Raw genomic sequence first — 23,537 nt, forward strand, 5'->3', positions numbered from 1 at the left:
CCGGCGGCATCATCACCGCCCTGAAGGCGGCCGGCGTGAGCCCCCTGCCCCCGGTCACCGGCCAGGACGCGGAACTCGCCGGAGTGCAGCGCATCGTCGCGGGCGAGCAGTACATGACCGTCTACAAGAGCTACGCACCCGAGGCCGCGGCCGCCGCGGAGATGGCCGTCGCCCTCGCCCAGGGCGAGAAGATCGACGGACTCATCAACCAGATCGTCGACAGCCCGACCACCAAGGGCGTGCCGTCCGTGCTCGTCCCGGGCATCGCGCTGACCAAGAACAACATCAGGGCGACCGTGATCGACGACGGCATCTACACCGTCTCCGAGATCTGCACCGACAAGTACAAGGCCGCGTGTGACGAGATCGGCCTGAAGTAGCCCGAAGCGGCCGGTGCGGTCGGGGCGGACCGGGGTGGGCCGGGGCGGCCCGAACCGGCCGTCCGGTCACCGTCCGGCGGACTCCAGCCGGACGCGGAACAGCGCTCCGCCGCCCGGCGAAGTCTCCAGTTCCAGTCCGCCGCCATGGGCCCGTACGAGCGCCGACGCGATCGCCAGGCCGAGCCCCGCCCCGCCGCCCGCCTGCCGGCTCCGGGAGGCGTCCACCCGGTAGAACCGCTCGAAGACCCGGGCCGCCTGCTCCGGCGTGAGACCCGGTCCGGAGTCGGCCACCTCGATCACCGCGCCGTCGCCCGCGCTGCCCACGCCGATGCGCACCGGCGAACCCGCCGGAGTGTGGGCGACGGCGTTGCCGACCAGGTTGGCGATCACCTGGCGCAGCCGTGCCTCGTCCCCGTGGACCGGTGCGGGGCCGGGCAGACCGACGCCGCCCGGACCGGTCAGCGTCACCTCGCGCGCGGGGTCCAGCGCGCGGGTGTCGTGCAGGGCGTCCACCGCGAGGGTGCGCAGGTCCATCGGGGCGAGCTCCAGCGGACGCTGCTCGTCCATCCGGACCAGGGTCAGCAGGTCCTCCACCAGACCGCTGAGCCGCACCGCCTCGCTCTCGATCCGGGCCATGGTCCGCTTCACGTCCGCCTCGTCGGCGAGAGCGCCCATCCGGTACAGCTCGGCGAAGCCCCGGATGCCGGCCAGCGGCGTCCGCAGTTCGTGACTGGCATCGGCGACGAAGCGCCGCATCTGCTCCTCGGAGGCGGCGCGGACCGCGAACGCCGACTCGATCTGCGCGAGCATGCCGTTGAGCGCGCTCGTCAGCCGTCCCGTCTCGGTGCGCGGCGAGGCGTCCGGCATCCGGTGCGAGAGCGGGCGCCCCGCCGAGATCTCCGCCGCGGTCTCCTCGATCCGCCGCAGCGGGCGCAGCCCGGCCCGTACCGCGAACCAGCCGGCGGCGGCGAGCAGCATCGCCACCACGACGCCGATGAGCTCGAACGCGGTGGCCAGGTGGTCGAGTGCGGAGGACACGTCGTCCAGCGGAGCCGCGACCACGACCCCGGCGGGCAGCCCCGGATCGTCGCTCCCGACCGGCACGATCAGCACCCACCAGGTGCCGTCACCGTGGTCGCTCGGGACCTCGAACGCCCGCCCGATCCTCTCCCGCAGCCGCGCCCCGTCCATCGCGGGCCACAGCGGGCGCGGGTCCCCGGCCGCGACGGGCTCCCGGAACTGGTCGGTCACCCTGCCGTCGGCATCGGCGAAGGCCACCACGTACTGGCTGGGCAGCCAGGCCCGTCCCGGCCCGCTCCCCGGTCGGCCCGGGCGCGACTGCGGGGTGCCCTCGGCCCGGATCCGGAACGCCACCGAGTCCCCGTACCGTTCGAGCTGCTGGTCCACCCGCCCCAGCAGCTGCGCGCGCACCGATCCGAGTACGACGGTGTCGCTGACGGTCAGCCCGAGCGCGACGAGCGCGATCGAGAGCAGCACGAGCCGCGAGCGCAGCGAAAGGCCCGCCGGCCGGAACCCCGCCACGTCAGCTCTGCGGGCGGCGCAGGACGTACCCGATGCCGCGCACGGTGTGGATGAGCTTGACGGCGCCGTCCGCGCCCGAGTCCACCTTGCGGCGCACGTACGAGATGTACGACTCGACGATGCTGAGGTCGCCGCCGAAGTCGTACGCCCACACGTGTTCGAGGATCTGCATCTTGGAGACGACGCGATCGGCGTGGGTCATCAGGTACGCGAGCAGTTTGAACTCGGTGGGGGAGAGGGAGACGGGCCGGCCGCCGCGCAGTACCTGGTGGCCCACCGGGTCCAGTTCGAGGTCGCCGGCGACCAGGCGTCCCTCGCCCGTCGGGGCGCCGGTGCGGCGCAGGATCGCCCGGATCCGCGCGATCAGCTCCTCCAGGCTGAACGGCTTGGTGACGTAGTCGTCCCCGCCGGCCGTGAGACCGCCGATCTTGTCGTCGACCCCGTCCTTCGCGGTGAGGAAGAGCACCGGCAGGTGCTCGGCCCCTGATCCGCTGCCGGCCGCCTCGCGCAGGCGGCGTACGACGGCGAACCCGCTGATGTCGGGCAGCATCACGTCGAGCACCACCAGGTCGGGCCGTTCCCTGGAGACCGCCGCCAGCGCGTCGGCGCCGTTCGCCGCCGAGGTGACCCGGAAGCCGACGAACCGCAGGGAGGCGGACAGCAGCTCCCGGATGTTCGGCTCGTCGTCGACGACGAGCAGGCACGCCTCGGGCGTGGCCGTGTCCCTGTCCAAGGGGGTTCCTCCTCTCGCGCTCACCCCCGGCCGCCGCCTCCGCCCCCGAACCCGCCCGCGCCGCCCTGGGCGACGGTCGTCGCGGCGAGGTCGCCGGCGGGGTTCTGGCTGCCGCGCACGGTGACGGTCTGACCCGGCTGGAGGTCGGACACCTTGCCGCTCTTGGCCTGGGTGATCTGGGTACTGGTGTCGGTCGTGACCTTGACGACGTTGCCCTGGACGTCGGTGACGTAGAGGGTGGTGCCGTCGACGAGCTTCACCGTACCGGTGGTCACCCCGGCCCCGGCCCCCGGGCCGCCCGGCGCCGAGCCGAAGCCCTGCCGCCCGCCGCTCTGCCCGCTTCCGGTTCCGCTTCCGGTCCGGCCCTGGCCGGTGGCCCCGGCGCCGCCCTGCGCGGAGCCCGTACGTCCCTGGCCGCCCGTCCCGGCCGCGAAGTTCCGGCCCGTGGACCCGGCACCGGGCGAACCCTGCAGGTGGCCCTTCTCGACGAGGACGCCGCCGGTGAACGCGAGCCCGGCCACCACGCCGCCCGAGAGCGCCAGCGTCAGCCAGGGCAGGCGCGGCCGCGGCGGTGCGGCGAGCTCCGCCGAGATGTCCCGGGTGTCCGGCGGCTCGGCGAGGATCCCCTCCGGATCGGCGGCGCCGGGGCTCGGTACACCGGAGTCCTGCATGACCGGGTCCTGCGTGCCGGGGTCCTCCGCAACGGGGTGTTCCACGATCAGCTCCTCCGGGAAGCGGTCGTCCCCGGCGGCCGATGCGGTGAACACATCGGCGAACGGCGCGTACCGGTCGTCTCCCGCCTCGGGCTGCTTCACCGGTTCGGTGCGGCGTCGTGCCATGTCAGCTTCTCCCTGTTCCCGCGTGTGCCGGCTCACTCGTGCCGCAGTGCTTCGATGGGCCGCAGACTCGCGGCCCGGTTGGCCGGGTATCCGCCGAAGAACAACCCGATCACCACGGCGATGGCGAAGGCGCCGACGACCGACTCCGGTATGACGACCGGCTTGATGCCGACGATGGTGAAGTGCGAGCCGATCAGCCCCGCCGCGACGCCCAGCCCGCCGCCGATCAGCGAGAGCAGGGTCGACTCGGCGAGGAACTGGCCGAGGATGACTCCCCGGGGCGCCCCGATCGCCTTGCGGATGCCGATCTCACGGGTCCGTTCGGTCACCGTGACCAGCATGATGTTGGTGATCCCGATCCCTCCGACCAGCAGGGAGATCGCGGCGACCGCACCGAGCAGCACGGTGAACGTCTTGTTCGTCGCCGCTTGCGTGGTCAGCAGCGATTCCTGGCTGGACACGCGGAAGTCGAGCGCGGCCGGGTCCTTGATGCCGTGCCGCCCCATCAGGACGGTCGTGATCTCGCTCTGCGCCTCGGCCGTCGCCGCCGCGGACTTGGCCTCGACGAGGACCTGGCTCACCGAGCCGAAGCCGGTGAAGGCGTTCTGCACGGTGGGCAGCGGCGCGACCACCACGTCGTCCGGGTCCTGGAACCCGGTGCCGCCCTTGGCGGCGAGCACCCCGACCACGGTGAACGGCGTACCGCCGAGCACCAACCTCTTCCCGACGGGGTCGGCCGTGCCGAACAGGTCCGCGGCGGTCGTGGAGCCGATGACGGCGACCTTGCGGGACGCCAGCACGTCGTCGCCGCTGAAGTAGTCGCCCTTGGCCACCTTGCTGTTGGAGGCCTTGAAGTACGCCGGGTACGTGCCGACGACCTGGCCGACCGTGTGCGAGGTGCCCTCGTGGAGGGCGGTCTGCGAGGTGGTGACCTCGGGTGCGACCGACTCGATGTGCGGGGCCGCCGAGGGGTCGGCGAGCGCCCGCGCGTCCTCGACGGTCAGCGGCTTCGCGGCGTTCGCGGAGCCGGAGCGCGAGCCGCCGAACCCGCTGCCGGAAGAGACGGTCAGGGCGTTGGTGCCGAGCTTCTCGATGGAGTCCTTCACCGCCTGCGAGGAGCCGTTGCCCACCGCCAGGAGCAGGATCACCGCCGCGACGCCGATCAGTACGCCCAGCATCGTCAGTGCGGAGCGCACCTTGTTCGCCGCGAGGCCGCCGAAGGCGAAGCGCAGCGTCTGGAACGGGTTCACCTCGGACCTCCGGCCGCGGCGTGTGCGGCTTCGCGCAGCGCGGGCGGCGGCCCGCCGACGGGCGCCTGCCGGACGTCCTCGACGATCTGCCCGTCCACCAGGCGCAGGACGCGCTTGGCGTGGCGGGCGACCTCGTCCTCGTGGGTGATCAGGACGACGGTGCGGCCCGACGCGTTGAGCCGGTCCACGAGGGCCAGGACCTCCTCGGTGCTGTGGCTGTCGAGATTTCCGGTCGGCTCGTCGGCGAGCAGCATGGCGGGCGCGGTGACGAGGGCGCGGGCCACGGCCACGCGCTGCTGCTGGCCGCCGGAGAGTTCGTTGGGACGGTGGTCGAGGCGCTCGGCGAGGCCCACCAGGGTGAGCGCCGCCACGGCGCGCCGGCGCCGCTCGGCGGCCTTCACCCCGGCGTAGGCCAGCGGCAGTTCGACCTGGGCGACGGCGCTCGTGCGGGGCACCAGGTTGAAGGACTGGAAGACGAAGCCGATCTTGCGGTTGCGGACCAGCGAGAGCTGGTGCTCGTCCAGGCCGCCCACGTCGATCCCGTCGAGGAGGTAGCGACCCGAGGTGGGGACGTCCAGGCAGCCGAGGATGTTCATCAGCGTCGACTTGCCGGAGCCCGAGCTTCCCATGACGGCGACGAAGTCACCCTCTTCCACGACCAGTTCGACTCCGGGCCGGCGGCCCGTGGCGGGATCGGGCGGCCCGCCGAGCGCGCGTACGGCGGCGTCGCCGTGCCCGTACGTCTTGAACAGCGCGCGCACCTCGATCACCGGCGGCGGCGTCGCCGGCCGCCGAGGTACCGCGGCCGTCCGGCGTTCGATGGGCGTGGTGCGCCCGGACGGTGTCCGGCGCGGCCACAGCGGCGGCGTCATCCGCGGCCACCCCCGCCCCCGCCGGTGCGGATGCCGCCCCCGCCGCCGGCGGCCCCACCGGCCCCGCGGTTGCGGGTCGCGCCCGCTCCGGCGCCGCCGGGGAAGGCGCCGCCCGGGAAGCCTCCGCCGCCGGTCGAGGAGACCACGGTCAGCTGGACCCGCTCCCCTTCGGTCAGCCCGCTGAGGATCTGGTCGGCGCCGTCGCCTTCGAGACCGACGGTGACCGGCGTCCGTACGGCGGTGCCGTCCCCCTTGACCACGGTGACGGTGCGGTTCGCGCCCGTTCCCGACACGGCGGCGGTCGGAACCGAGAGGGCTCCGGACGCCTCGCCGACGACGACCTCGATGGAGGCGCTGAGGCCGCTGCGCAGGTCGTCGGTGGGGCTCGTGACGGTGAGGGTCGCCGCATACTGCACGGCGCTCCCACTGCCCGAGTTCCCCCCGCCGGAGGACGAGCCGCTGCCGGTGGGCAGCGAACCGACCGCCAGCACCTGGGCGCCCAGGACCTTGCCCGACATCGCGTTGAGCGTGACCGTGGCCGGCTGGCCCGGCTTCAGCTTGAGGGCGTCGGCCTCCGAGAAGTTCGCCGTCACCTGCATGCCGGACGGGTTGGTGAGGACCACGAACCCGGAGAGGGCGGAAGAGGAGGCGGAGCCGGAGCCGGAGGAGCCGGAGCCGGTACCCGAACCGCCGCCGCTGCCGCCACCCGTACCGCCGTTGCCGCTCGTACCGGAGACCGTGTCGCCCGCCTTCGCCGACACGGACGCGACCGTCCCGTCGGCCGGCGCCTTCAGCGCGGTCCCGTCGACCGCGCGCTGCGCGGCGTCCACGGCGTTCTGCGCCTGGGTGAGCTGGGAGCGGGCCTGGGACACCTGCGCGGCGTCCACGGTCGGCGTCGGGGCCGGCGCGGAGCCGCCCTTCGACGGGGACGAGCCGCCGTTCGAGGCCGAACTCACCTGCCCGGCTTCGGCCTTGGTCACGTTCGCCCGGGCCGCGGTCAGCGCGGCCCGGGCCTGGGTGAGCGTCTCCGTCGCGGTGGTCGCGTCGACCTTCCCGAGCAGCTGCCCCTTGGTGACCTTGTCGCCCGGTTTGACGTCGACCTCGGTGAGCCTCCCGCCGGTGGTGAAGTTCACGCCGGCATCGCTCGGCGAGCTCAGCGACCCCGAGCCGGACACCGTCGCGAGGACGGTGCCCTTGGTGACCGTGACGGTCCGCGCGCCGCCGCGCGCAGGCCCGTCGCCTCCGCCGGTCACCGCCGCGTACGCGCCGCCGGCGCTCGCGAGGACCGCCGCTGCGAGCACCGAGTTGATCAGGGCGGCCCTGCGCCGCCGTGGGAGCACGTTCATGGGAGGGGAGCCTGGCCGCCCGCACTTTGGAGGCTCTGGGAGATTCCTGGGAGTTTCCTGGGAGCGCCACGCCCGGCCGAAGCGGGCATAACCTCCCATCCACCGCGTACCGCACGTTCTCTGACCGCCTCCGGGGCGCGGGGGCCCGGGCACTGTCAGGAAACTCCCAGCGGACGCCCTGGCCACCCCCATCTCCGTGCGGTTCAGTCACCGTCGCCGACGTGCCCGAGCCGCCGGCGGCCCGACGCCCCGAGGAGACCGACGGACATGCCCTGGACCACGCCCCGGCCGACTGCCGCGCTGTCCGCCGTGGCCGTCGCGGCCTGCGGGCTGCTGCTCGCGGGTTGCTCCTCCGGCGCGGGCGCCTCACCGACGGCGGCCGGCGCTTCCGCTTCCGCCTCCGCGTCACCGTCAGCGGACGCCAAGGCCATGGACGTGTACCGCCAGTGCCTGGCCCGGCACGGCGTCACGATGGCCCCGCGCCCGACCGGTTCGCGAGGACCCGGCGGTGGCGGTGGCGGCGGCTGGGGCGGCGCCTTTGGTGCTCCGGGCGGCAGAGCGTCGGCAGACCCGCAGCGCAACGAGGCGACGCAGGCGTGCGCGGATCTTCGCCCGCAGTTCAAGGGGCGGGGCGGCGGCCCCGGCGGCGGTGACGGCGGCGCGATGAAGGCCTTCACCAGCTGCCTCAAGGACCACGGCGTCGTGCTGCCGTCGGCCTCCCCGAACGCGCCGGGGAACCGGGGCTTCCCCACCACCGACCCGCAGTCGGCGCAGGCCTTCGAGACCTGCAAGGCCCTGCTGCCGCAACGCGGTCGGAACACCCCGCAGCCGGGCGCCGGCCCGTCGGCCTCCGCGCTCTGAGCCGGCCCGGGGCGGCCGGGGCCGGCCCGGCCTGTCCGTACGGGGCTGCGGACCGGATACTGGCGGCATGGAATTCGCCGTCTTCGCGACGCTGCCCGGACTGGTCGTCGTACTGACCGCCGTGGCCTTCGCCGATCAGGTGCTGCTCCGCGCCGGTCGGGCCGGAGTGCTGCCGTGGCGCAACAGCGTCCGGACGGGCCAGGTTTCGGCGACCGGGTTCGAGCAGCTGCACGCCGGCTTCTCGCCCGGGAAGCAGAACGAGCTCAAGGAGCGGCAGTCGGCCCTGGTACTGCGCGACGACGAGGAAGACGGCGCGCCGCCGCACCGGACCACGGTGGATCTGGCGGCGGGGACCGCGGTCGTCCGGATGCCGCGGCCCGAGCGGTAGGAGCCGACCGGAGGCGCGAGGCGCGAGGCGCGGGAGGGAACCGGAGAGCGGCGTGCCGCGGCCGGAAGGCCGTGACACGCCGCTCTCGGCGGGCCGGCGGTCCGCACGCTCGTCCGTGCGGCCGCCGCCCGGTCACCCCGTCAGGGGCGGAGGTCCGGGTCAGCCGTTGCGGTGGTGGCGGCGGCCGTCCCAGGAGTCGGAGTCGAGGACGTTGCCGCGGTTGTCGCGGAGCGTCGCGCTGTCGCGCTCGTCCCACACCTGCTGGCGGCGGTCCTGGTAGACGTCGTGGCGGGTGTCGCGGCCCTGGCCGGTGTGGACCTTGACGCTGGAACGGCCGTCCAGGCGGAAGTCCCTGAACTGGTAGCGGTTGCCCTGCCGGTCGGTGAGGGTGAAGCCGCGCAGGTTGACGCTGTGGCGGCCGGTGTTCTTCACCTCGACCCACTCCCCGTTCAGGGCGCGGGCGGAGCGGTCGTTGCGACCGGGGCTGTCGTACTGGACGTCGCCGATGACGATCGAGGACTTCGCGCCCCGGTGGTCGCGCCCGTGGTTGTCGGCGGCGGCCGCCGGCAGAGCTGCGGCGGCGACCAGGGCGCCTGCGGCCAGGAACGCGGAGACGACCCGGCGGGTGGCGAGAGAAGCAGACATGAAGACGACCCCTTCAACAGACAGCGGCCCTTCCCGGCCGAGAACGGGCGGGTGGGCTCCGAACAGTCCCGGCGTCCTGCCGAGGAGGCACACTCTGGTCCCCGGCCACCGCCCAAAGCGACCAACGCAGGGCGTGTTGCCCAATGCAGACATACCCGTGACTCTTGCTTGTATCGGACATCGGTCAACGCCCTGCTGACGCGGATTCCGCGAGCGCGGCCCGCAGGCCATGGGGGGCCTGGAGACGCGGCGTTCCCGCGCGATGCCCGTCGTGCGCGGCGCTCTTCCCCCACTGCGCCGAATGGGTTCAGGGTTTTGTAACGGGCGTTCGGCGGGGCGTCAGAGCGAGGGCAGGTTGACGGTCGGGTCGGGGCGCGGCGCCCGCTGCCTGCGGATCAGCGGGAGCAGGCCGGCCGCACCCGCGAGGGAGAGGAGCGCCGCGGCCCGCAGCACGCTCTCGATGGCCGGTCCGTCCGAAGCCGCGGCCTGCTCCGATCCGCTCAGGACCTCCAGCACGGTCGCCGCCACCGCCACGGCCACGGCGCCCAGCAGGACCAGCGAGGTCAGCACCAGTCCGGAGGCGGCGGCGAGCCGGCCCGACGGGACGTACGACTGGGTGGCCACGTTCGTCAGCGCCCAGCCGAGGCCGATCCCGAGGCCCACGACGGCGAAGACGGCCGTGTAGAGCGCGAGCGGGTCCGTCCAGGTCAGCACGAGGAGGGCAGCGCCGCTCAGCAGCATGCCGCCCGCCATGAGGGCCTCCGGGCGCCACCGCCGGGCGAGGTGGCCGGACCAGTAGCTGGCCGCCCCGGCGCCCACGGACAGGGCGAGGAAGACCAGACCGGCGTCCAGCGGGGTCAGGCCGCGCGCCTGCTGGAGGTAGAGCGCGGAGAGGACCGCCACCAGGCAGTACACGATGTTGGACACGGAGCCGGCCAGCGTGACCGTCACGAAGGGCCCGTTGCGCAGCAGGGACAGGTCCAGCAGCGGCTCGGCGGTCCGGCGCTCGATCAGCACGAACAGGACCAGCAGGAGCGCTCCGGCGGCCAGACATGCAAGCGTCGCCGGTGAGGCCCAGCCCCAGTGGCCGCCCTGGTCGACCGCGATCATGAGGGCGGTGAGACCGCCCGCCACGGTGACGGCCCCGGGGAGGTCCAGGCCGTGACCGGCCTCCTCGTCGCGGGTGTCGGTGACGAACCGCAGCATCAGGAAGGCCGCGACGGCGCAGAAGGGCACGTTCAGCAGGAACACGGCCCGCCAGCTCACGTGCTCGGCGAACACGCCGCCCACGAACGGCCCGAGTGCGGTGCCGATCGCGCTGAAGGCCAGCACCGTGCCCACCGCGCGGCCCTGCCGGTCGTCACGGAAATGGGCGGTGACGACCGCCACGGCCACCGGGAAGATCATCGCGGCCGTGGCCCCCTGGACCACACGGGCCACGACCAGCCAGGCCTCGTTCTGCGCGGCGGCGCACACGACGGACACCACGGCGAAGCCGACCAGGCCCCACACGACGACGGTGCGCCGCCCGTGGACGTCGGCCGCCCTGCCGCCCGTGATCATCAGTGCGCCGAGCGTCAGCATGTAGCCGCTGACCAGCCATTGCAGATTCGTGGTGGGTGTGGAGAAGTCCCGGGCGATGACGGGAAGCATCAGGTTGAGGGCGAACCAGTCCATCTGGACGAGGAGCATCGACAGCGAGGCGGCGGCGATGACCGCCCTGTCCCGGCCCGAGAACAGCCGCCGGCCCGAGGCCCCGGCTCCCGCCTTGCCCACGCCCATGAACACGTCCCGTCCACAGCCCCCCGGCGCCCCCTCCCACCAGCATGCGCCCGCCCACCGCGCCGGGCACCCGGGGCCTCACGCGCCTACGCGGGCTCCCACAGCTCGATCCGGTTGCCCTCGGGGTCGGTGACCCAGCCGAACCGCCCGACACCGTCCATGTCCTGCGTCTCCCCGGCCACGTCCGCGCCCTTGGCGCGCAACTGCGCGAGCATCGCGTCCAGGTCGCGGACCCGGAAGTTGAGCATGGTCTGCTGGGCGCGGGACCCGAAGTAGTCGGTCCCGGACTCGAACGCCGCGAACACCGTGGGCCCGCCGCCCTGCCGCCACAGCCCGTGCTCGTCGGCATCCAGGCCCAGACACTCGCGGTACCAGGCGCTCAGGGCCGCCGGATCGGCCGCCCGCACGAAGTACCCGCCGATTCCCGTCACACGTTCCATACGGCCATCTTCCCAGGGCGGCGGTCGGACGGGGCCGCATCGCACCCGTCAGGGGATCAGTACGCAGTGGTTCTCGATCACCCTGCCGCTGCGATCCAGACCACCGCAGACGGCCAGCCGCGGGTACGCCCTGAACTCGCGGTTGACCACGAACCTGGCCTGCGACACACCGGCCTTGCTGCCGCGGTAGTCGCCGACGAAGGCCCGCAGCGTCCCCGGCAGCCCGTCCCTGGTCGTGACGGTGATGTCCTGGACGTAGTCACGCCCCTGGTAGGCGGTGGCCACGCAGATGTACTTCCCGCACGTGGCCTTGACCTCGGCGCTCGCCGGCGCCGCGGTCACCAGCGCCATGGCGCCGGCCGCGGCGAGGGCCGCCGCCACCGTCGCCAGGCGCCGCCGCGCGGGCCTCCCCGACCGAACCGTGTTCCTGCGTACGAAGTGCATGGGATCCCCTCCGAGCGGCGCCGGGCGACTGCGTGGCGTATCCACCCTGTCACGTTCGGTTGCACCGGCGTGTGCGGCAACGGTGAACATGCGGTGAGGAGGCCGAGGAACCGCGGATACGATCAAGCCCGGAACGGGGCGTGGTGAACGGACGGAAGGAGCGCCCGGCCGCAGCCCGGCGCCCGGCCTGACCACCGCCCGTTCGCAGAACGGGACTTCATCAGCCTTCACGGCCCTTCGCCGTCCCCTTGTACGCTCGCCTCCATGGATGCCCGCGCCACGCCCACCCTGCTCCTGAACCCGCCCCGCACCACCACGGCGGAACTCCTCGCGCAGGCCGCGGCGTGGCGCGGCCATGACGTGGTGGCCCACGTCGGCCGGGCCGAGGGCCGCGAGACGTACTGGTACGGAGGCCCGCTCGCCGCCGACCTCCTGTCCGATCGGCTCGGCCTCGGGCTCCTCGAACCGGCCGACGACTGGCTGGCCACGGTGGCGCACCCACTCCTGCGGCGCTCCGTACGCCTCACCACGCTCGCCGAGGCCCGGTCCCTGCGGGAACCCGCCTTCGTGAAACCGCCCTCCGCGAAGATCGACCTGCTTCCCGCCGCGGTGTACGAGGACGGGCGCGCACTGCCGGCCGCCCTCGCCGGCACGACACCCGTCCTCGTCAGCGCGGTGGTGGAGTTCGCGGCCGAGTACAGGCTGTTCGTACTCGACGGCGAGGTCGCCGCAGGCAGTCGCTACGCCGTGTACGGGCGCCCCGACCCCGCACCGCTCGACGCGGACGCCCGGGCCTTCGCCCGCGAGGTGCTCGACGCCACGGCCGACGGACTGCCCAGCGCGGTCTGCGTGGACGTCGGCCGGCTCACGGACGGCGGCTGGGCGATCGTCGAGGCCAACATGCCCTGGTTCGCGCACTGCTACGCGGCCGAGCCCGACGCCGTACTCGACGTCGTGCTGCGCGCCGCGGGCCCCCGCGCCCGCGTGGCCGGCCGGGACCTGCCGTTCGTCCGCGCGACCGAGGGCCGGCCGCAGGAGCCCGCGCCCCGTTGACATACTGCGGCCATGAACGCGAGCACGAAGGCCGATGAGATACGGCCCGTCAGGACCGAGCCTCCCCCGGAATGGTCGCTGCGGTCCGCCGAGTCGTCGGACGTCGAGACGATCGTCGAGCTGAGGGCCGTCGTGATGCGCCCCGACCTGGAGCGCCTGGGACGCTTCGACGAGCACCGGGTCCGTCAGCGGCTGCGGGACTCCTTCTCCCCGCGGTACACCTCGGTCGTCCTGGCCGACGGGGCCTTCGCGGGAAGCGTCACCCTGCGCCCGGCCGAGGACGGGTGGTGGCTGGAGCACTTCTATCTCGATCCCGCGCTGCACGGCCGCGGCCTCGGGTCGGCCGTCCTGCGCTCCCTCCTGCGGCGGACCGACGCCGACGGCGCGCCCGTCCGCCTGAACGTCCTGCAGGGCAGCCCCGCCCGGCGGCTGTACGAGCGCCTCGGTTTCACCGTGGTGGCCGAGGAGCCGGTCGACGTCTTCATGCTGCGGCAGCCGGCCGGCCGGTCAGGATGACGAGCTGCTGCGTCGCCCGGGTCATCGCGACGTAGCGGTCGACCGCTCCCTCGATGCCCTCGCCGAACCCCTCCGGGTCGACGAGGACGACCAGGTCGAACTCGAGCCCCTTCGAGAGCCCCGGGGTGAGCGACCTGACGCGCGACGTCTCCCGGAAGGACGGATCGCCGATGACGCAGGCGACCCCGTCGGCGTGGGCGGCGAGCCAGGTGCCGAGGACGGAGTCCAGGTCCGCGACCGATCCGTACGCGACGGGGATGCCGCTTGCGCGGACGGAAGTCGGCACGTTGGCATCGGGCAGCGCGGCCCGGATGACCGGCTCCGCCTGGGCCATGACCTCTTCCGGCGTACGGTAGTTGACGCTCAGGGAGGCCACGTCGATCCGGTCGAGCCCGATCCGCTCCAGCCGCTCCCGCCACGACTCGGTGAACCCGTGCCTCGCCTGCGCCCGGTCCCCGACGATCGTGAAGCTCCGCGACGGGCAGCGCACCAGCAGCATCTGCCACTCCGCGTCGGTCAGTTCCTGGGCCTCGTCCACGACGATGTGCGCGAACGGGCCGGCGAGCCGGTCGGGGTCCGAGGCCGGCAGGGCGCTCTCGTCGATCAGGCTGTCCTGGAGGTCCCGGCCGCGCAGCATCCTCACGGCGCCCTCGCTGTCGTCTCCGGCCGAGTTGAAGTCGGCGGCAGCGAGGATGTCGTCGATGACGCCGGCCATGCGCTCGCGTTCGGCGGCGACGGCCGCGTCGTGCCGGTGCTTGCGCCGGGCCGCCTCCGGGTCGCCGAGCCGCTGCCGCGCCGCGTCCAGGAGCGGCAGGTCGGAGACGGTCCAGGCCCGGGCGTCCGCGCGCTGCAGCACCCGTACGTCCTCGCGGGTCAGCCGGGGCGCGCACAGCCGCAGGTAGGCGGGTACCGACCACAGGTCCGCGACGAGGTCGGCCGCTTCGAGCAGCGGCCACGCCCGGTTGAGGGTGGTGACCAGCTCCTCGTCGCGCCGCAGAACCTTCCGGAGCCGGTCGGGCGAGACCCCTTCGTGCTCGTCGTCCTCGCCGAGCTTGTCCATCAGGATCGAGAGCAGGCCGTCCCAGATCTGCTCGCGGGCCTCGTTGTGCGCGACGCCGGCCGCCTCTTCGAACGCCTCGGCCCAGTCGGCGGCGCTCAGCCACAGGTCGGCCCAGGGGGTGGACACCGTCATCCCCTCGGCGGGCGGTTCCTCGTAGATCCCGACGGCCTTCTCGATCGCCCTCACCATGTCCGCGGACGACTTCAGGCGTGCCACCTCGGGGTCCGTCTCGAGCGGTGCTCCGGCGCCCTCGGGGAGGAGGTCGCGCACGGTGCAGGTCTGCACGCCCTCCTCGCCGAGGCTGGGGAGCACGTCGGAGACGTAGTTCAGGTACGGCTGGTGCGGGCCGACGAACAGCACGCCGCCCCGACGGTGTCCGAGGCGGGGGTCGGAGTAGAGGAGGTGGGCGGTGCGGTGCAGGGCGACGACGGTCTTGCCGGTGCCCGGGCCTCCGTCGACGACGAGAGCGCCGCGCGAACCCGCGCGGACGATGGCGTCCTGGTCCGCCTGGATGGTGCCGAGCACGTCGCGCATGCGGGGCGAGCGGGTGCTGCCCAGGCTGGCGATGAAGGCGGACTGGTCGTCGAGCGCCGCGTGCCCTTCGAACCCGTCGGCCGTGAACACCTCGTCCCAGTAGTCGCCGATCCGGCCGCGGGTCCAGCGGTACCTGCGGCGGCTCGCCAGTCCCATCGGGTGGGCGTGGGTGGCGGCGAAGAACGGCTCGGCGGCGGGGGAGCGCCAGTCGATCAGGAGCCGGTGCCCGGCGCCGTCGGTGAGGCCGAGCCGCCCGATGTAGACGGGCTCGGGGTCGTCCGCGCCGACGATGCGCCCCAGGCACAGGTCCATTCCGAAGCGGCGCAGGGCGCGCAGCCGGGAGGTCAGCCGGTGGATCTCGCTGTCCCGTTCCATCGCCTCCCGGCCCAGGCCTCCCGGCGCCTTGCGCAGCACGTCGAGGCGGCCGGACAGCTCGGCGACCGCCTGCTCGAGGTGGTGGGCGAGGGCCGTGAAGTGCTGCTCGTCGCGGGCGATGAGGGCGGGGTCGGCCTTGGGGGAGAGGTGGTCGGGAAGGTGGAACGCGCTCGTGGTCTTCGATGTCGACACAGTCAAACCGTGCATCTCCTGTTTCCGCTGCTTCTGGCTACGAGCAGCGATTTTGCGGCACTGCGGGGGCCTTGCCGCAAGCCCCCCTGTGCGCTATAAGTTGAGAGTGGCAAGGGGTGGGTGTTCCCCCTTGACCGATCCCCCTCCCCTCCCGCAGGAAAAATTCGCGGAAGAATTCTGCCGTCGGGCTGTCACACTTCCGTTCCGCCGTCCGTCAGGTCAATGACGGCACCACGGAAGACCTGAGGGAGACGGCGATGCAGACTCGTACGATCACGGCGGACGTACCGGTGGGACCGCGGATGGCGCAGGACCCGATGGAGCTCGTCCCCGAGCTTGCGGAGGTGTCGGCGGCGCTGTTCAAGGCCACCGGCAACCGTTCGGTACCGCGCACGACCATCAGCCTGCTCCAGCTGCGGGCCGGCCAGATCGTCGGCAACACCTACCTGACCGTCCTGCACACCGGCATGCTGCGCAAGGCCGGTGAGTCCGAGGAGCGGATCACCGCGGTGGCGTCCTGGCAGGACGCCCCGTACTTCAGTGGTGCCGAACGGGCCGCGCTGGCACTGGTGGAGGCCGTTCTCCAGCCGTCCCGGAGCGGGGAGCGCGTCAGCGACGAGCTGTACGCCGAGGTGTCCGAGCACTATGACGCGAAGGCCCTCGCGACCCTGACGATCGCGATAGGACAGGTCAACTTCTTCGTCCCGATCGCGCTCATCGCCAAGCCGGTGCCGGGACGGTCTTTCACCGATCCGTGGAACTGAGGGCGGCACCGGCGCCCGATGCCTCGCGTCAGCCGCCACCGGGGGCGGGCGGCTTCTTGCCGGGGTAGACGTGATCGGGCGTCACGATGGAGGTGACCGCCTGGCCGAAGAGCGTACTGGGCTCCTGACCCTTGTACTGCACATCGGTGTTGAGGAGGATGACCATGGTCGCCTGGGCCTGTGGCAGGTAGACCGGCAGGACCTCGTACCCGGGGATCGATCCGTTGTGACCGATCCAGCCCTGGACGTTGAAGATGCCCAGGCCGTAGCCGTCACCCGGAATGTCCATCGGGGTGGTCTTCAGGCGCTCGGCCTGGGTCTCGGGCGTCAGCAGCCTGCCGGTGGCGAGGGTGCGGGCCCAACTGCGCAGGTCCTGCAGGTCGGAGACCATCTCGCCGGCGGCCCAGGCCCAGGAGGGGTTCCAGTGGGTCGAGTCCTCGATCTTGCCCGAGGCCGTCTGGTCGGTGTAGCCCTGCGCGTACGGAGCCGGCAGGGCCGCACTCGTGGGGAAGACCGTGCGGCGGAGCCCGGCCGGTGCCAGCACCTTCTGCGTGATGACCTCGTGGAGCGGCCGGCCGGTGACCTTCTCCACCACCAGTCCGAGCAGGATCAGGTTGGTGTTGGAGTAGTCGAACCGCGCGCCCGGCGGGAACTGCGCGGGGTGCTTGAAGGAGTAGTCGAGCAACTGCCGTGGCGTGAAGGATCGTTCGGGATCGGCCTGGAGCTTCTTGATGAAGTCGCCGTCCAGGCTGTAGTTGAAGAGCCCGCTGCGCATGCCGGCCAGCTCGCGCAGCGTGATGCGGTCGCCGTCGGGAACGCCCGTGACGTACTTGCCGATCGGATCGTCCAGGCCGATCCTCTTCTGGTCGACCAGCTGGAGGAGGGCGGTGACCGTGAACGTCTTGGTCTCGCTGCCGATGCGTACGTGCAGGTCGGTCGCCATCGGTGCGCGCGTCGCCTTGTCCGCGACGCCGAAGGTCTTCACGTAACTCCCCTTGCCGGGGGCCCACAGCCCGACGGTCACGCCCGGCACCCGTGTCTCGCGCATGACCTGGCGCACCGCCGCGTCCAGTTGCGCCGCGACGGCGGGCGTGAGCCGCCGGAACTCCTCGTCGGTGCCGGGGGTGGGGGAGGAGGGGGCGGAGGGGGCGGAAGCCGACGGTGCCGGGGCGGCTGGAGCCCCGTACGCGGCGGAGCCCGCGACGGCCGGTCCGATGAACATGCCCGCGGCGGCGGCAGCCACGCAGGCCCGGCGCAGTCGGATGTGGGTTGGCTTCACGGCAGGCTCTCCCGTCGCCCGAGGACCCGGACAGCCTCACCAGCGTAGGCCCGCGCCACGAGCGTCGCGCGGCGAGCCGTGCCGGGCACGGTTCGCCGCACTGGGTGGTTCAGGCCCCGCAGAACGGTGCGGTCCGTACGAATCCGCCGGCGTTCTCGTCGTCGGAGCCGAGGAGGGCGTCGGTGGATCCGGCCAGGCACTCCACCGCCTCGATCTTGTACCGCGGGTACGTCCCGAGCGCCGCCGGGGACGCCGCGAGCGTCACCCGTACCCGGCCGGCCGGCGACACGGTCACGCGGCCCGCCTCGCTCACCGCCGAGTCGAAGGGGCCGTCGTCGCCCGCGTCCGCCGCCGAACTCACGATGATCCGCCCGGAGTCGGTCACCGAGATGTCGGAGACGTGCCGCGTGGCCTCGTCGTTCGGGTACGCGGCACGGTACGCGCGACGGGTCACGCTGCCGAACTGCGGCTGTCCCCACGAGGCGAACGTGAGCGGCGCGGCGTACAGGGTGGCGGGACGGTTCGCACCCGCTCCACGATCGGCCCACAGGGCGGCGAGGTTCCCGTTCTGCGACACGAGCGCGAAGCTCTCGAAGTCGTCGCCCTCCCCGATCGCCGGCAGCGGCGCGTAGTCGACGACCGTCGCCGTGCTGCCGACGACCTTGAGGCGGTAGACGATCCCGCGGCTGGCCAGCGCCAGGTACTCGGCGGGCATCCCGGGAACGGCCTCGATCGCCTCCAGGTCGGAAGGCTCCGGACCGTCCCAGGTGAGGGGAGAGACGTCGGCGGAGCCCTCCCGGCGGGTGATCCGGGACAGGCGCTTCTGCCCGGTCCGCTTGTTGTCGTGCACGACCAGTGCGTGCACGCCGGCTCCGTCCGCGGTACGGCCCTCGAACGCGATGCCGCTGACACCGCCCCGGGCGTCGTCGCCGACCTTCTGCCATGCGTCGTCGGCCGCACCGGCCGGGGTGGTGCCGAACATCGTGAGCAGCGCGGTCGCCGCGGCCGCCCAGGCCGTGCGCTTCAAGATCGGGAGCTTCACTGGAGATCGTTCGCCTTCCCTCCGACAGACGCGATGTCACGCGCCGGAAGGCAGGCTATTGATCATGATCGGTGCTGCTCAACGACCGTTACGCCACTTGGGGGGAGCGCATCGAAGCGACGGCCCGGGGCTCTTGGCCCCGTACGGCGGTGGGCGGTAGGGCGGTACGGCGGACCGGCGGTCAGTGGACGATGACGGTGGTGGAGGGCGACGTCCAGTCGCCGGCCTTCACGCGCAGCTCTTCCTTGCCCTTGTTCTTGAAGGTGTTGTCGAAGGAGAAGCTGGACCCCTGCTTGATCAGGGTGTTGGCGTGGAGGGTGGTCCACTTGGAGCCGTTCTTGTGCTGCAGGACCACCGTCGTGCCGATCGGCAGGCCCTTGGTGCGGCCGGTGAAGGTGACCTTCTCGCCGGCCTTCACCTCGGTCGGCGTGGCCTTGAGGCTGATCTCCCCGGCGGCCGCCGAGGGTGTCGGCGTGGCCGCGGTGGCGGCCGACGTGGCGGCGGTGGCGGTGGCAACTCCTCCGCCGGTCAGCAAGGCCGCGGACAGGGCGCCGGCGGCGAGGATGCGAGCGATTCGACGCGGTGTGGCCATCTGGTCGGACTCCCGTCTGGAGCGGATTCCCCCACGTGGCTCGAACCGCTCCGATGCTAGCGGCGCCCCGCCCGCACGGGCGACTCGATCAAGTGAAACCACTGGTCAGGGGGTTGATCCATGCGTACTGGCGGCAGCATAAGTGTGTTGGATTCAAAAGTGTAGCCGTTGCACTTGTGGATCCGATGTGCTCTTCTGGGGTCATGAACGCCTCCACCCCACCCCGCATCGCGATCATCGGCGCCGGTCCCGGCGGCTTGACCTGCGCCCGCATCCTGCAGCGGCACGGTGTCGCCGCCACCGTGTACGACCAGGACGGCTCCCGCTCCGCCCGCGACCAGGGCGGCACCCTCGACATGCACCCCGATTCCGGTCGGCGCGCGCTGAGGGAAGCCGGACTGCTCGACGAGTTCGAGGCGCTGGCCCGCCCCGAAGGAGGGCGGATGCGGCTGGCCGGCCGCGACGGGCGCGTCCTGCTCGACGCGGCTCCGCCCGAGTCGGACGCCGGCGCGGACACGGAGCAGGGCAACCCGGAAATCGACCGGGGCCGGCTCCGCGGCCTCCTGCTGGACTCGCTCGAGCCCGCCGCCGTGCGCTGGAGCCACAAGCTCGCGCACGTCGAGCCCCTCGCCGCTGGCGTCCACCGGCTGCACTTCGCCGGCGGCGCCACCGCCGAAGCCGACCTCGTCATCGGCGCGGACGGAGCCTGGTCGAAGGTCCGCCGACGGCTCTCCGCCGCGACGCCCGTCTATACCGGCGTCACCTTCGTCGAGACGGGCCTCGACGACGCCGACTCCCGCCATCCCGTACTCGCCGCGCTCACCGGCGACGGCACCATGATGGCCCTCGACGACAACCGGGGCTTCATCGCGCAGCGCAACAGCCACCACCACATACGCGTGTACGTCGGCATGCGCATCGACGAGCACTGGTACCGGACCGCCGGCCTCGACCTGGCCGACGAAGGCGCCGTACGCGACGCGCTGCTGAAGGAGTTCACCGGCTGGGGCCCCGACCTGCTCCGCTTCATCACGGACTCCGACACCGGCTACACCAACCGGCCGCTGTACGCCCTGCCCGTCCCGCACACCTGGCGGCACACCCCCGGCGTGACCCTCCTCGGCGACGCCGCCCACCTCATGTCCCCGTTCTCCGGCATGGGCGCCAACCTCGCCATGCTCGACGGCGCCGACCTCGCCCGCGCCCTCATCGGCAGCGCGACGACCGACGACGCCGTCCGCGCGTACGAGGGCCTCCTGCTGCCCCGCTCCGCAGCGGCCGCCGAAGGCGCCGCCGAGGGGATCGCCGGCGCTTTCGCGCCCGACAGCGCCACCCAGGTCCTCGCCCACATGACCCGGAACCACTGACACCGGCCGCCTGCGGGAAATGGGTTGAGCCCCCGGTGATCATGTGACAGGCTCGCCCGCCGTGACCGAGATCGCCGCGGAGGGCCCCATGACATCGATCAAGCAGTTCCAAGTCACCTTCGACTGCGCCGAACCCGAGCGCGTCGCCCGCTTCTGGTGCGAGGTGCTGGGGTACGTCGTACCGCCGCCGCCGGAGGGCTTCGCCACTTGGGACGAGTACAACGGCTCGCTGCCGCCCGAGCGTCAGGGCGCCGCCTTCGTCTGCATGGATCCCTCGGGTGCGGGTCCGCGCATGTACTTCCAGCGCGTTCCCGAAGGCAAGGTCGTCAAGAACCGGGTCCATCTCGACGTGCGGGCCGGCACCGGGCTCGTGGGTGAGGAGCGCCTCGCCGTACTCGAGGCCGAGTGCGCGCGGCTGGTCGCGCTCGGTGGGGTGTGCGTGCAGGTGCTGCGTGCCGACGGCGTCAACGAGTCCTGCATCGTGATGCAGGACGTCGAGGGCAACGAGTTCTGTCTCGACTGACATCTGTGGAACGGATCTCCATCCCTCATGCGCACCCACGGTAACTGGATCACCCGCGCCGAGACCCCCGCGGACGTCCCCGCCATCCGCGGCATCAGCCTCGCCGCGTTCGACACTCCGCTCGAAGCCGACCTCGTCGACGCCCTGCGCGCCGACCCCGCCTGGATCGACGGCCTGTCCGTCGTCTCCGCCGACGACGGTGACGGCGGCGGCCGGCTCGTCGGTCACGCACTGCTCACCCGCTGCCACATCGGCGACACCCCGGCCCTGTGCCTGGCGCCCGTCGCCGTACTGCCCGAGTACCAGAGGACCGGGGCGGGCTCCGCTGCCGTCCGCGCTGCCCTGCGGGCCGCCAAGGACATGGGCGAGCGCTACGTCACCGTTCTCGGACACCCGGCGTACTACCCGCGGTTCGGCTTCACCCGCGCTTCGACCCACGGCATCCGCCTCGGCATCGAGGTCCCGGACGAGGCCTTGATGGCCCTCGCCCTCGACGAGGCCCACCCGCTGCCCAGCGGCACCGTCCGCTACGCGGCGCCCTTCGGGATCTGACGACCCACCCCGCCCGGTGGACCGCACCCGGCGGCCCGGTCCGCACTCAGGAACGAGTCGCGGGCCGGGCCGCCGGGCCGTCGTCGACGCCGAGGTCGGAGCGCATCACGGCGCGGAGCTCCTGCCCGCGGTTCCAGAGCTCCTGGAGCTCGTCGTGTATCTCCTGGAACGAGCCACCCGGCACCGGCAGGCCCTCCTCCAGCCGCATCGTCATGCCGTACAGCTCGGACAGTGAGGTGGTCATGCCGTCCAGTTCGTGCATCACCGTGGTGGAGGCGATCATCTGCGCCTCGGCGAAGGCGGCGTGGTGCGCATGCCGGGCCGCCTCCATCGCCTGCCGCCCTTCCGGCGTGACCTCTCCCTTGTGCACCAGCCACAGGTAGTTCATCAACTCGATCCGGTGGCGGCGGTACGCGGCGTTGGCCGCCACGTAGCAGTCGCGCCGCCGGTCCTCATCGGCGAGCCGCTGCTGGTGGAGCCGCTGGGCGTGGTCCGTCCGCTCCTGGCGCTCGAACTGCTCCGCCTGGGTACGGGCCGTCAGGCGCTGTGACAGGACCGGCGCGAGGAGCGTGCCGATCACCCCGACGCTCGCGGCGGCGAGCGCGATCAGAGCTGTGCCCACCGTGCCTCCAGGTGTCGGGGCGGGGCCGTCGCGCTCCGCCTGCGGCCGACCGGCCGCGACCAATCTACTGAGGTTTTCGGGTTGTCGTCGGGTGGTGACGGGTCATGATCCCAACACCCACCTCGCAGCCGGGCCGAAACGCCATGAGGCCGAGCATGACCGGCTCACCACCGTGCGCCTCCCGCCTTCCGCCCCTGACCTGAACCCCGTCGAGACCTTCTGGTCACTGGTACGCCGAGCGATGGCCAACACCGCCTTCGACACACCCGACGACCTGGACCGCGTACTGCGACGCGAGTTACGCAGGATTCAGCTTCGGCCTCGCCTGATCGAGTCCGTGGACGAACCCGCGGAACATCACGTACCGTGTGGCTCCACGCCCTGAGATGAACGGAAGGAGGCGAGTGCCGTGTGGTCCACACCTTTCCAGCGCTCCCTCTTCCAGCATCCCGGCGTGGTTTCTCAGTTCTGACCGGGGGCGCTCCAAGCAGCCTGTATCCCGGAGGAATCCATGACCGATCTGGTCATCCGTGCGCTCTCCGCGAGCGACGCACATCTCTTTGACGCACTTCCCGACCCCCTGGGCGCCCGTGAGGGCCATCGGCGTACCCGGTTCCGCCCCCACTGGAAGCGCGTCGCCCTGCGCGATGGCGAAGTCGTTGCACGCGGCGCGTGGTGGGGCGGCCCCGACGACTCGGAGCCCGTCAACATCAACTGGTTCGACGTGGCCGAGGGGGAGGAGGAGGCCGGAGCCGAACTCCTCCGCTCCGCTCCCTGGCAGGTCGAACTCGAGATCAACGTGCCCAGCGGCTGGCGGGACGACCCCGAACTGCGGGCCGGCGCCGAGACGCTCTTCGCCGCCGCACGAGCCGCCGGGTACGAACTCCTGGTGGAACGCTTCCTGTACCGCTGGACCCCGGAGCAAGGTCTGCCCGAGCGGCCCGGACGCCTGCGCTTCAGCTCCGAACCCGACGACGCCGTGTTCTTCGATGCGTTCCGCCGCATCCATTCCGTCACCCTGGACGCCCATGCGCTCAGGGCCATCGAGGAGGGCGGTCTCGACCAGGCTGCCCAGCAGGAACTCGACTTCCTCCACTGGTGCCCCTCACCACGTGAGTGGTGGCAGATGGCGCACACGCCCGAGGGCGACCTGGCCGGCATCCACATACCGGCCCACAACCCCTCCGGCCCGACCATCGGCTTCATCGGAGTCCTGCCGGAGCAGCGCGGTCACGGCTACGCCTACGACCTCCTCGCGGAGTGCACCCACCTCCTCGTCGAGCAGGGCGCGGAGTTCGTCACCGGATCGACCGACCGGGGCAACTTCCCCATGGCCGCGAACTTCACCAAGGCCGGCTTCCCCGTCATCAAGGAACGCATCAACTTCCACGCGGCGGGCCCGGAGGCCTAGCGAGGAGTAGCACCCGGTGCGAGCGGTCCGGTCCGAGGGCAGGTCCGGACCGCTTGCGTCCCTCGGGAAGTCGGCGGAGTAGATGACGCTCGCCGCGCAATGGAGGCCGGAGCAGGTGCTGCTTGTCCCGGGC

The 23,537-nt window shown here is 72.5% G+C and carries 26 protein-coding genes; 11 read left to right on the forward strand and 15 right to left on the reverse strand.

Annotated features, from left to right (window positions below):
- A partial coding sequence (locus ACFY1T_RS33910; protein ID WP_390791603.1) for a substrate-binding domain-containing protein occupies positions 1–380 on the forward strand: 380 nt, incomplete at its 5' end.
- A 66-nt stretch (positions 381–446) separates the two neighbouring features.
- On the opposite strand, the gene ACFY1T_RS33915 is transcribed toward ACFY1T_RS33910, so the two are convergent.
- The 6 genes from ACFY1T_RS33915 to ACFY1T_RS33940 form a co-directional block, all read right to left on the reverse strand.
- Positions 447–1,922: a sensor histidine kinase gene (locus ACFY1T_RS33915; RefSeq protein ID WP_390791604.1), complete on the reverse strand. Its 1,476-nt coding sequence runs from the start codon at positions 1,920–1,922 to the stop codon at positions 447–449.
- A gap of 1 nt (position 1,923) precedes the next feature.
- Positions 1,924–2,655: a response regulator transcription factor gene (locus tag ACFY1T_RS33920; protein WP_390791605.1), complete on the reverse strand. Its 732-nt coding sequence runs from the start codon at positions 2,653–2,655 to the stop codon at positions 1,924–1,926.
- A 20-nt stretch (positions 2,656–2,675) separates the two neighbouring features.
- On the reverse strand, positions 2,676–3,494 hold the full coding sequence (locus ACFY1T_RS33925; RefSeq protein WP_390791606.1) for a DUF5666 domain-containing protein: 819 nt from the start codon (positions 3,492–3,494) through the stop codon (positions 2,676–2,678).
- A 32-nt stretch (positions 3,495–3,526) separates the two neighbouring features.
- Positions 3,527–4,744 (reverse strand): ABC transporter permease, encoded by a 1,218-nt coding sequence (locus tag ACFY1T_RS33930; RefSeq protein WP_390791607.1) that lies wholly within the window; start codon positions 4,742–4,744, stop codon positions 3,527–3,529.
- Positions 4,741–5,514, reverse strand: a complete 774-nt coding sequence (locus tag ACFY1T_RS33935; protein ID WP_390791608.1) for an ABC transporter ATP-binding protein — start codon at positions 5,512–5,514, stop codon at positions 4,741–4,743. Before ACFY1T_RS33935 ends, ACFY1T_RS33930 begins: the two co-directional genes overlap by 4 nt.
- A gap of 98 nt (positions 5,515–5,612) precedes the next feature.
- A complete protein-coding gene (locus ACFY1T_RS33940; RefSeq protein ID WP_390791609.1) occupies positions 5,613–6,962 on the reverse strand; it encodes an efflux RND transporter periplasmic adaptor subunit in 1,350 nt (449 codons plus the stop codon).
- 267 nt (positions 6,963–7,229) lie between these two features.
- Here ACFY1T_RS33940 and ACFY1T_RS33945 point away from each other — a divergent pair, with 267 nt between their 5' ends.
- Positions 7,230–7,823 carry a hypothetical protein gene (locus ACFY1T_RS33945; RefSeq protein WP_390791610.1) on the forward strand — a complete coding sequence of 198 codons (594 nt, stop codon included), beginning with the start codon at positions 7,230–7,232 and terminating at the stop codon, positions 7,821–7,823.
- A gap of 67 nt (positions 7,824–7,890) precedes the next feature.
- Positions 7,891–8,211 carry a DUF6191 domain-containing protein gene (locus ACFY1T_RS33950; protein WP_390791611.1) on the forward strand — a complete coding sequence of 107 codons (321 nt, stop codon included), beginning with the start codon at positions 7,891–7,893 and terminating at the stop codon, positions 8,209–8,211.
- Positions 8,212–8,370: 159 nt separating this feature from the next.
- On the opposite strand, the gene ACFY1T_RS33955 is transcribed toward ACFY1T_RS33950, so the two are convergent.
- The 4 genes from ACFY1T_RS33955 to ACFY1T_RS33970 form a co-directional block, all read right to left on the reverse strand.
- Positions 8,371–8,856 (reverse strand): lamin tail domain-containing protein, encoded by a 486-nt coding sequence (locus ACFY1T_RS33955; protein ID WP_390791612.1) that lies wholly within the window; start codon positions 8,854–8,856, stop codon positions 8,371–8,373.
- Positions 8,857–9,195: 339 nt separating this feature from the next.
- Entirely contained in the window at positions 9,196–10,638 is a 1,443-nt protein-coding gene (locus ACFY1T_RS33960) for an MFS transporter (RefSeq protein ID WP_390791613.1), read from the reverse strand.
- An 86-nt stretch (positions 10,639–10,724) separates the two neighbouring features.
- Positions 10,725–11,078: a VOC family protein gene (locus ACFY1T_RS33965; RefSeq protein ID WP_390791614.1), complete on the reverse strand. Its 354-nt coding sequence runs from the start codon at positions 11,076–11,078 to the stop codon at positions 10,725–10,727.
- A gap of 48 nt (positions 11,079–11,126) precedes the next feature.
- Positions 11,127–11,522, reverse strand: a complete 396-nt coding sequence (locus tag ACFY1T_RS33970; RefSeq protein WP_390791615.1) for a hypothetical protein — start codon at positions 11,520–11,522, stop codon at positions 11,127–11,129.
- A 264-nt stretch (positions 11,523–11,786) separates the two neighbouring features.
- On the opposite strand from ACFY1T_RS33970, the gene ACFY1T_RS33975 reads away from it, so the two are divergent.
- Complete coding sequence (locus tag ACFY1T_RS33975) at positions 11,787–12,575, forward strand: ATP-grasp domain-containing protein (protein ID WP_390791616.1); 789 nt, start codon at positions 11,787–11,789, stop codon at positions 12,573–12,575.
- Positions 12,576–12,587: 12 nt separating this feature from the next.
- Positions 12,588–13,091: a GNAT family N-acetyltransferase gene (locus ACFY1T_RS33980; RefSeq protein WP_390791617.1), complete on the forward strand. Its 504-nt coding sequence runs from the start codon at positions 12,588–12,590 to the stop codon at positions 13,089–13,091.
- Here the strand turns inward: ACFY1T_RS33980 and helR are convergent.
- Positions 13,057–15,267, reverse strand: a complete 2,211-nt coding sequence (gene helR, locus ACFY1T_RS33985; protein ID WP_390791618.1) for an RNA polymerase recycling motor ATPase HelR — start codon at positions 15,265–15,267, stop codon at positions 13,057–13,059. The two genes, ACFY1T_RS33980 and helR, sit on opposite strands and share 35 nt — an antisense overlap.
- Positions 15,268–15,509: 242 nt before the next feature.
- On the opposite strand from helR, the gene ACFY1T_RS33990 reads away from it, so the two are divergent.
- Complete coding sequence (locus ACFY1T_RS33990) at positions 15,510–16,016, forward strand: carboxymuconolactone decarboxylase family protein (RefSeq protein WP_390791619.1); 507 nt, start codon at positions 15,510–15,512, stop codon at positions 16,014–16,016.
- A 28-nt stretch (positions 16,017–16,044) separates the two neighbouring features.
- Here the strand turns inward: ACFY1T_RS33990 and ACFY1T_RS33995 are convergent, their stop codons facing one another.
- The 3 genes from ACFY1T_RS33995 to ACFY1T_RS34005 form a co-directional block, all read right to left on the reverse strand.
- Positions 16,045–17,295, reverse strand: a complete 1,251-nt coding sequence (locus tag ACFY1T_RS33995; RefSeq protein WP_390791620.1) for a serine hydrolase domain-containing protein — start codon at positions 17,293–17,295, stop codon at positions 16,045–16,047.
- Positions 17,296–17,404: 109 nt separating this feature from the next.
- Positions 17,405–18,322 (reverse strand): hypothetical protein, encoded by a 918-nt coding sequence (locus tag ACFY1T_RS34000; protein WP_390791621.1) that lies wholly within the window; start codon positions 18,320–18,322, stop codon positions 17,405–17,407.
- Between the two features lie 196 nt (positions 18,323–18,518).
- Positions 18,519–18,929: a hypothetical protein gene (locus tag ACFY1T_RS34005; protein WP_390791622.1), complete on the reverse strand. Its 411-nt coding sequence runs from the start codon at positions 18,927–18,929 to the stop codon at positions 18,519–18,521.
- Between the two features lie 203 nt (positions 18,930–19,132).
- Between ACFY1T_RS34005 and ACFY1T_RS34010 the strand changes: the two genes are divergently transcribed.
- From ACFY1T_RS34010 to ACFY1T_RS34020, 3 genes are all read left to right on the forward strand, one after another.
- Positions 19,133–20,296, forward strand: a complete 1,164-nt coding sequence (locus ACFY1T_RS34010) for an FAD-dependent oxidoreductase (protein WP_390791623.1) — start codon at positions 19,133–19,135, stop codon at positions 20,294–20,296.
- Positions 20,297–20,384: 88 nt separating this feature from the next.
- Positions 20,385–20,819 (forward strand): VOC family protein, encoded by a 435-nt coding sequence (locus ACFY1T_RS34015; RefSeq protein WP_390791624.1) that lies wholly within the window; start codon positions 20,385–20,387, stop codon positions 20,817–20,819.
- A gap of 27 nt (positions 20,820–20,846) precedes the next feature.
- Entirely contained in the window at positions 20,847–21,371 is a 525-nt protein-coding gene (locus ACFY1T_RS34020) for a GNAT family N-acetyltransferase (protein ID WP_390791625.1), read from the forward strand.
- A 46-nt stretch (positions 21,372–21,417) separates the two neighbouring features.
- Here ACFY1T_RS34020 and ACFY1T_RS34025 read toward each other — a convergent pair whose 3' ends face one another.
- A complete protein-coding gene (locus ACFY1T_RS34025; protein ID WP_390791626.1) occupies positions 21,418–21,993 on the reverse strand; it encodes a hypothetical protein in 576 nt (191 codons plus the stop codon).
- Positions 21,994–22,087: 94 nt separating this feature from the next.
- Between ACFY1T_RS34025 and ACFY1T_RS34030 the strand changes: the two genes are divergently transcribed.
- Positions 22,088–22,378: a transposase gene (locus ACFY1T_RS34030; protein ID WP_390791627.1), complete on the forward strand. Its 291-nt coding sequence runs from the start codon at positions 22,088–22,090 to the stop codon at positions 22,376–22,378.
- A 126-nt stretch (positions 22,379–22,504) separates the two neighbouring features.
- A complete protein-coding gene (locus ACFY1T_RS34035) occupies positions 22,505–23,404 on the forward strand; it encodes a GNAT family N-acetyltransferase (RefSeq protein ID WP_390791628.1) in 900 nt (299 codons plus the stop codon).
- The last annotated feature ends 133 nt before the right edge of the window (positions 23,405–23,537 follow it).

The organism is Streptomyces sp. NPDC001194, assembly GCF_042896985.1.
In the GTDB taxonomy this organism is placed as follows: Bacteria; Actinomycetota; Actinomycetes; order Streptomycetales; family Streptomycetaceae; genus Streptomyces.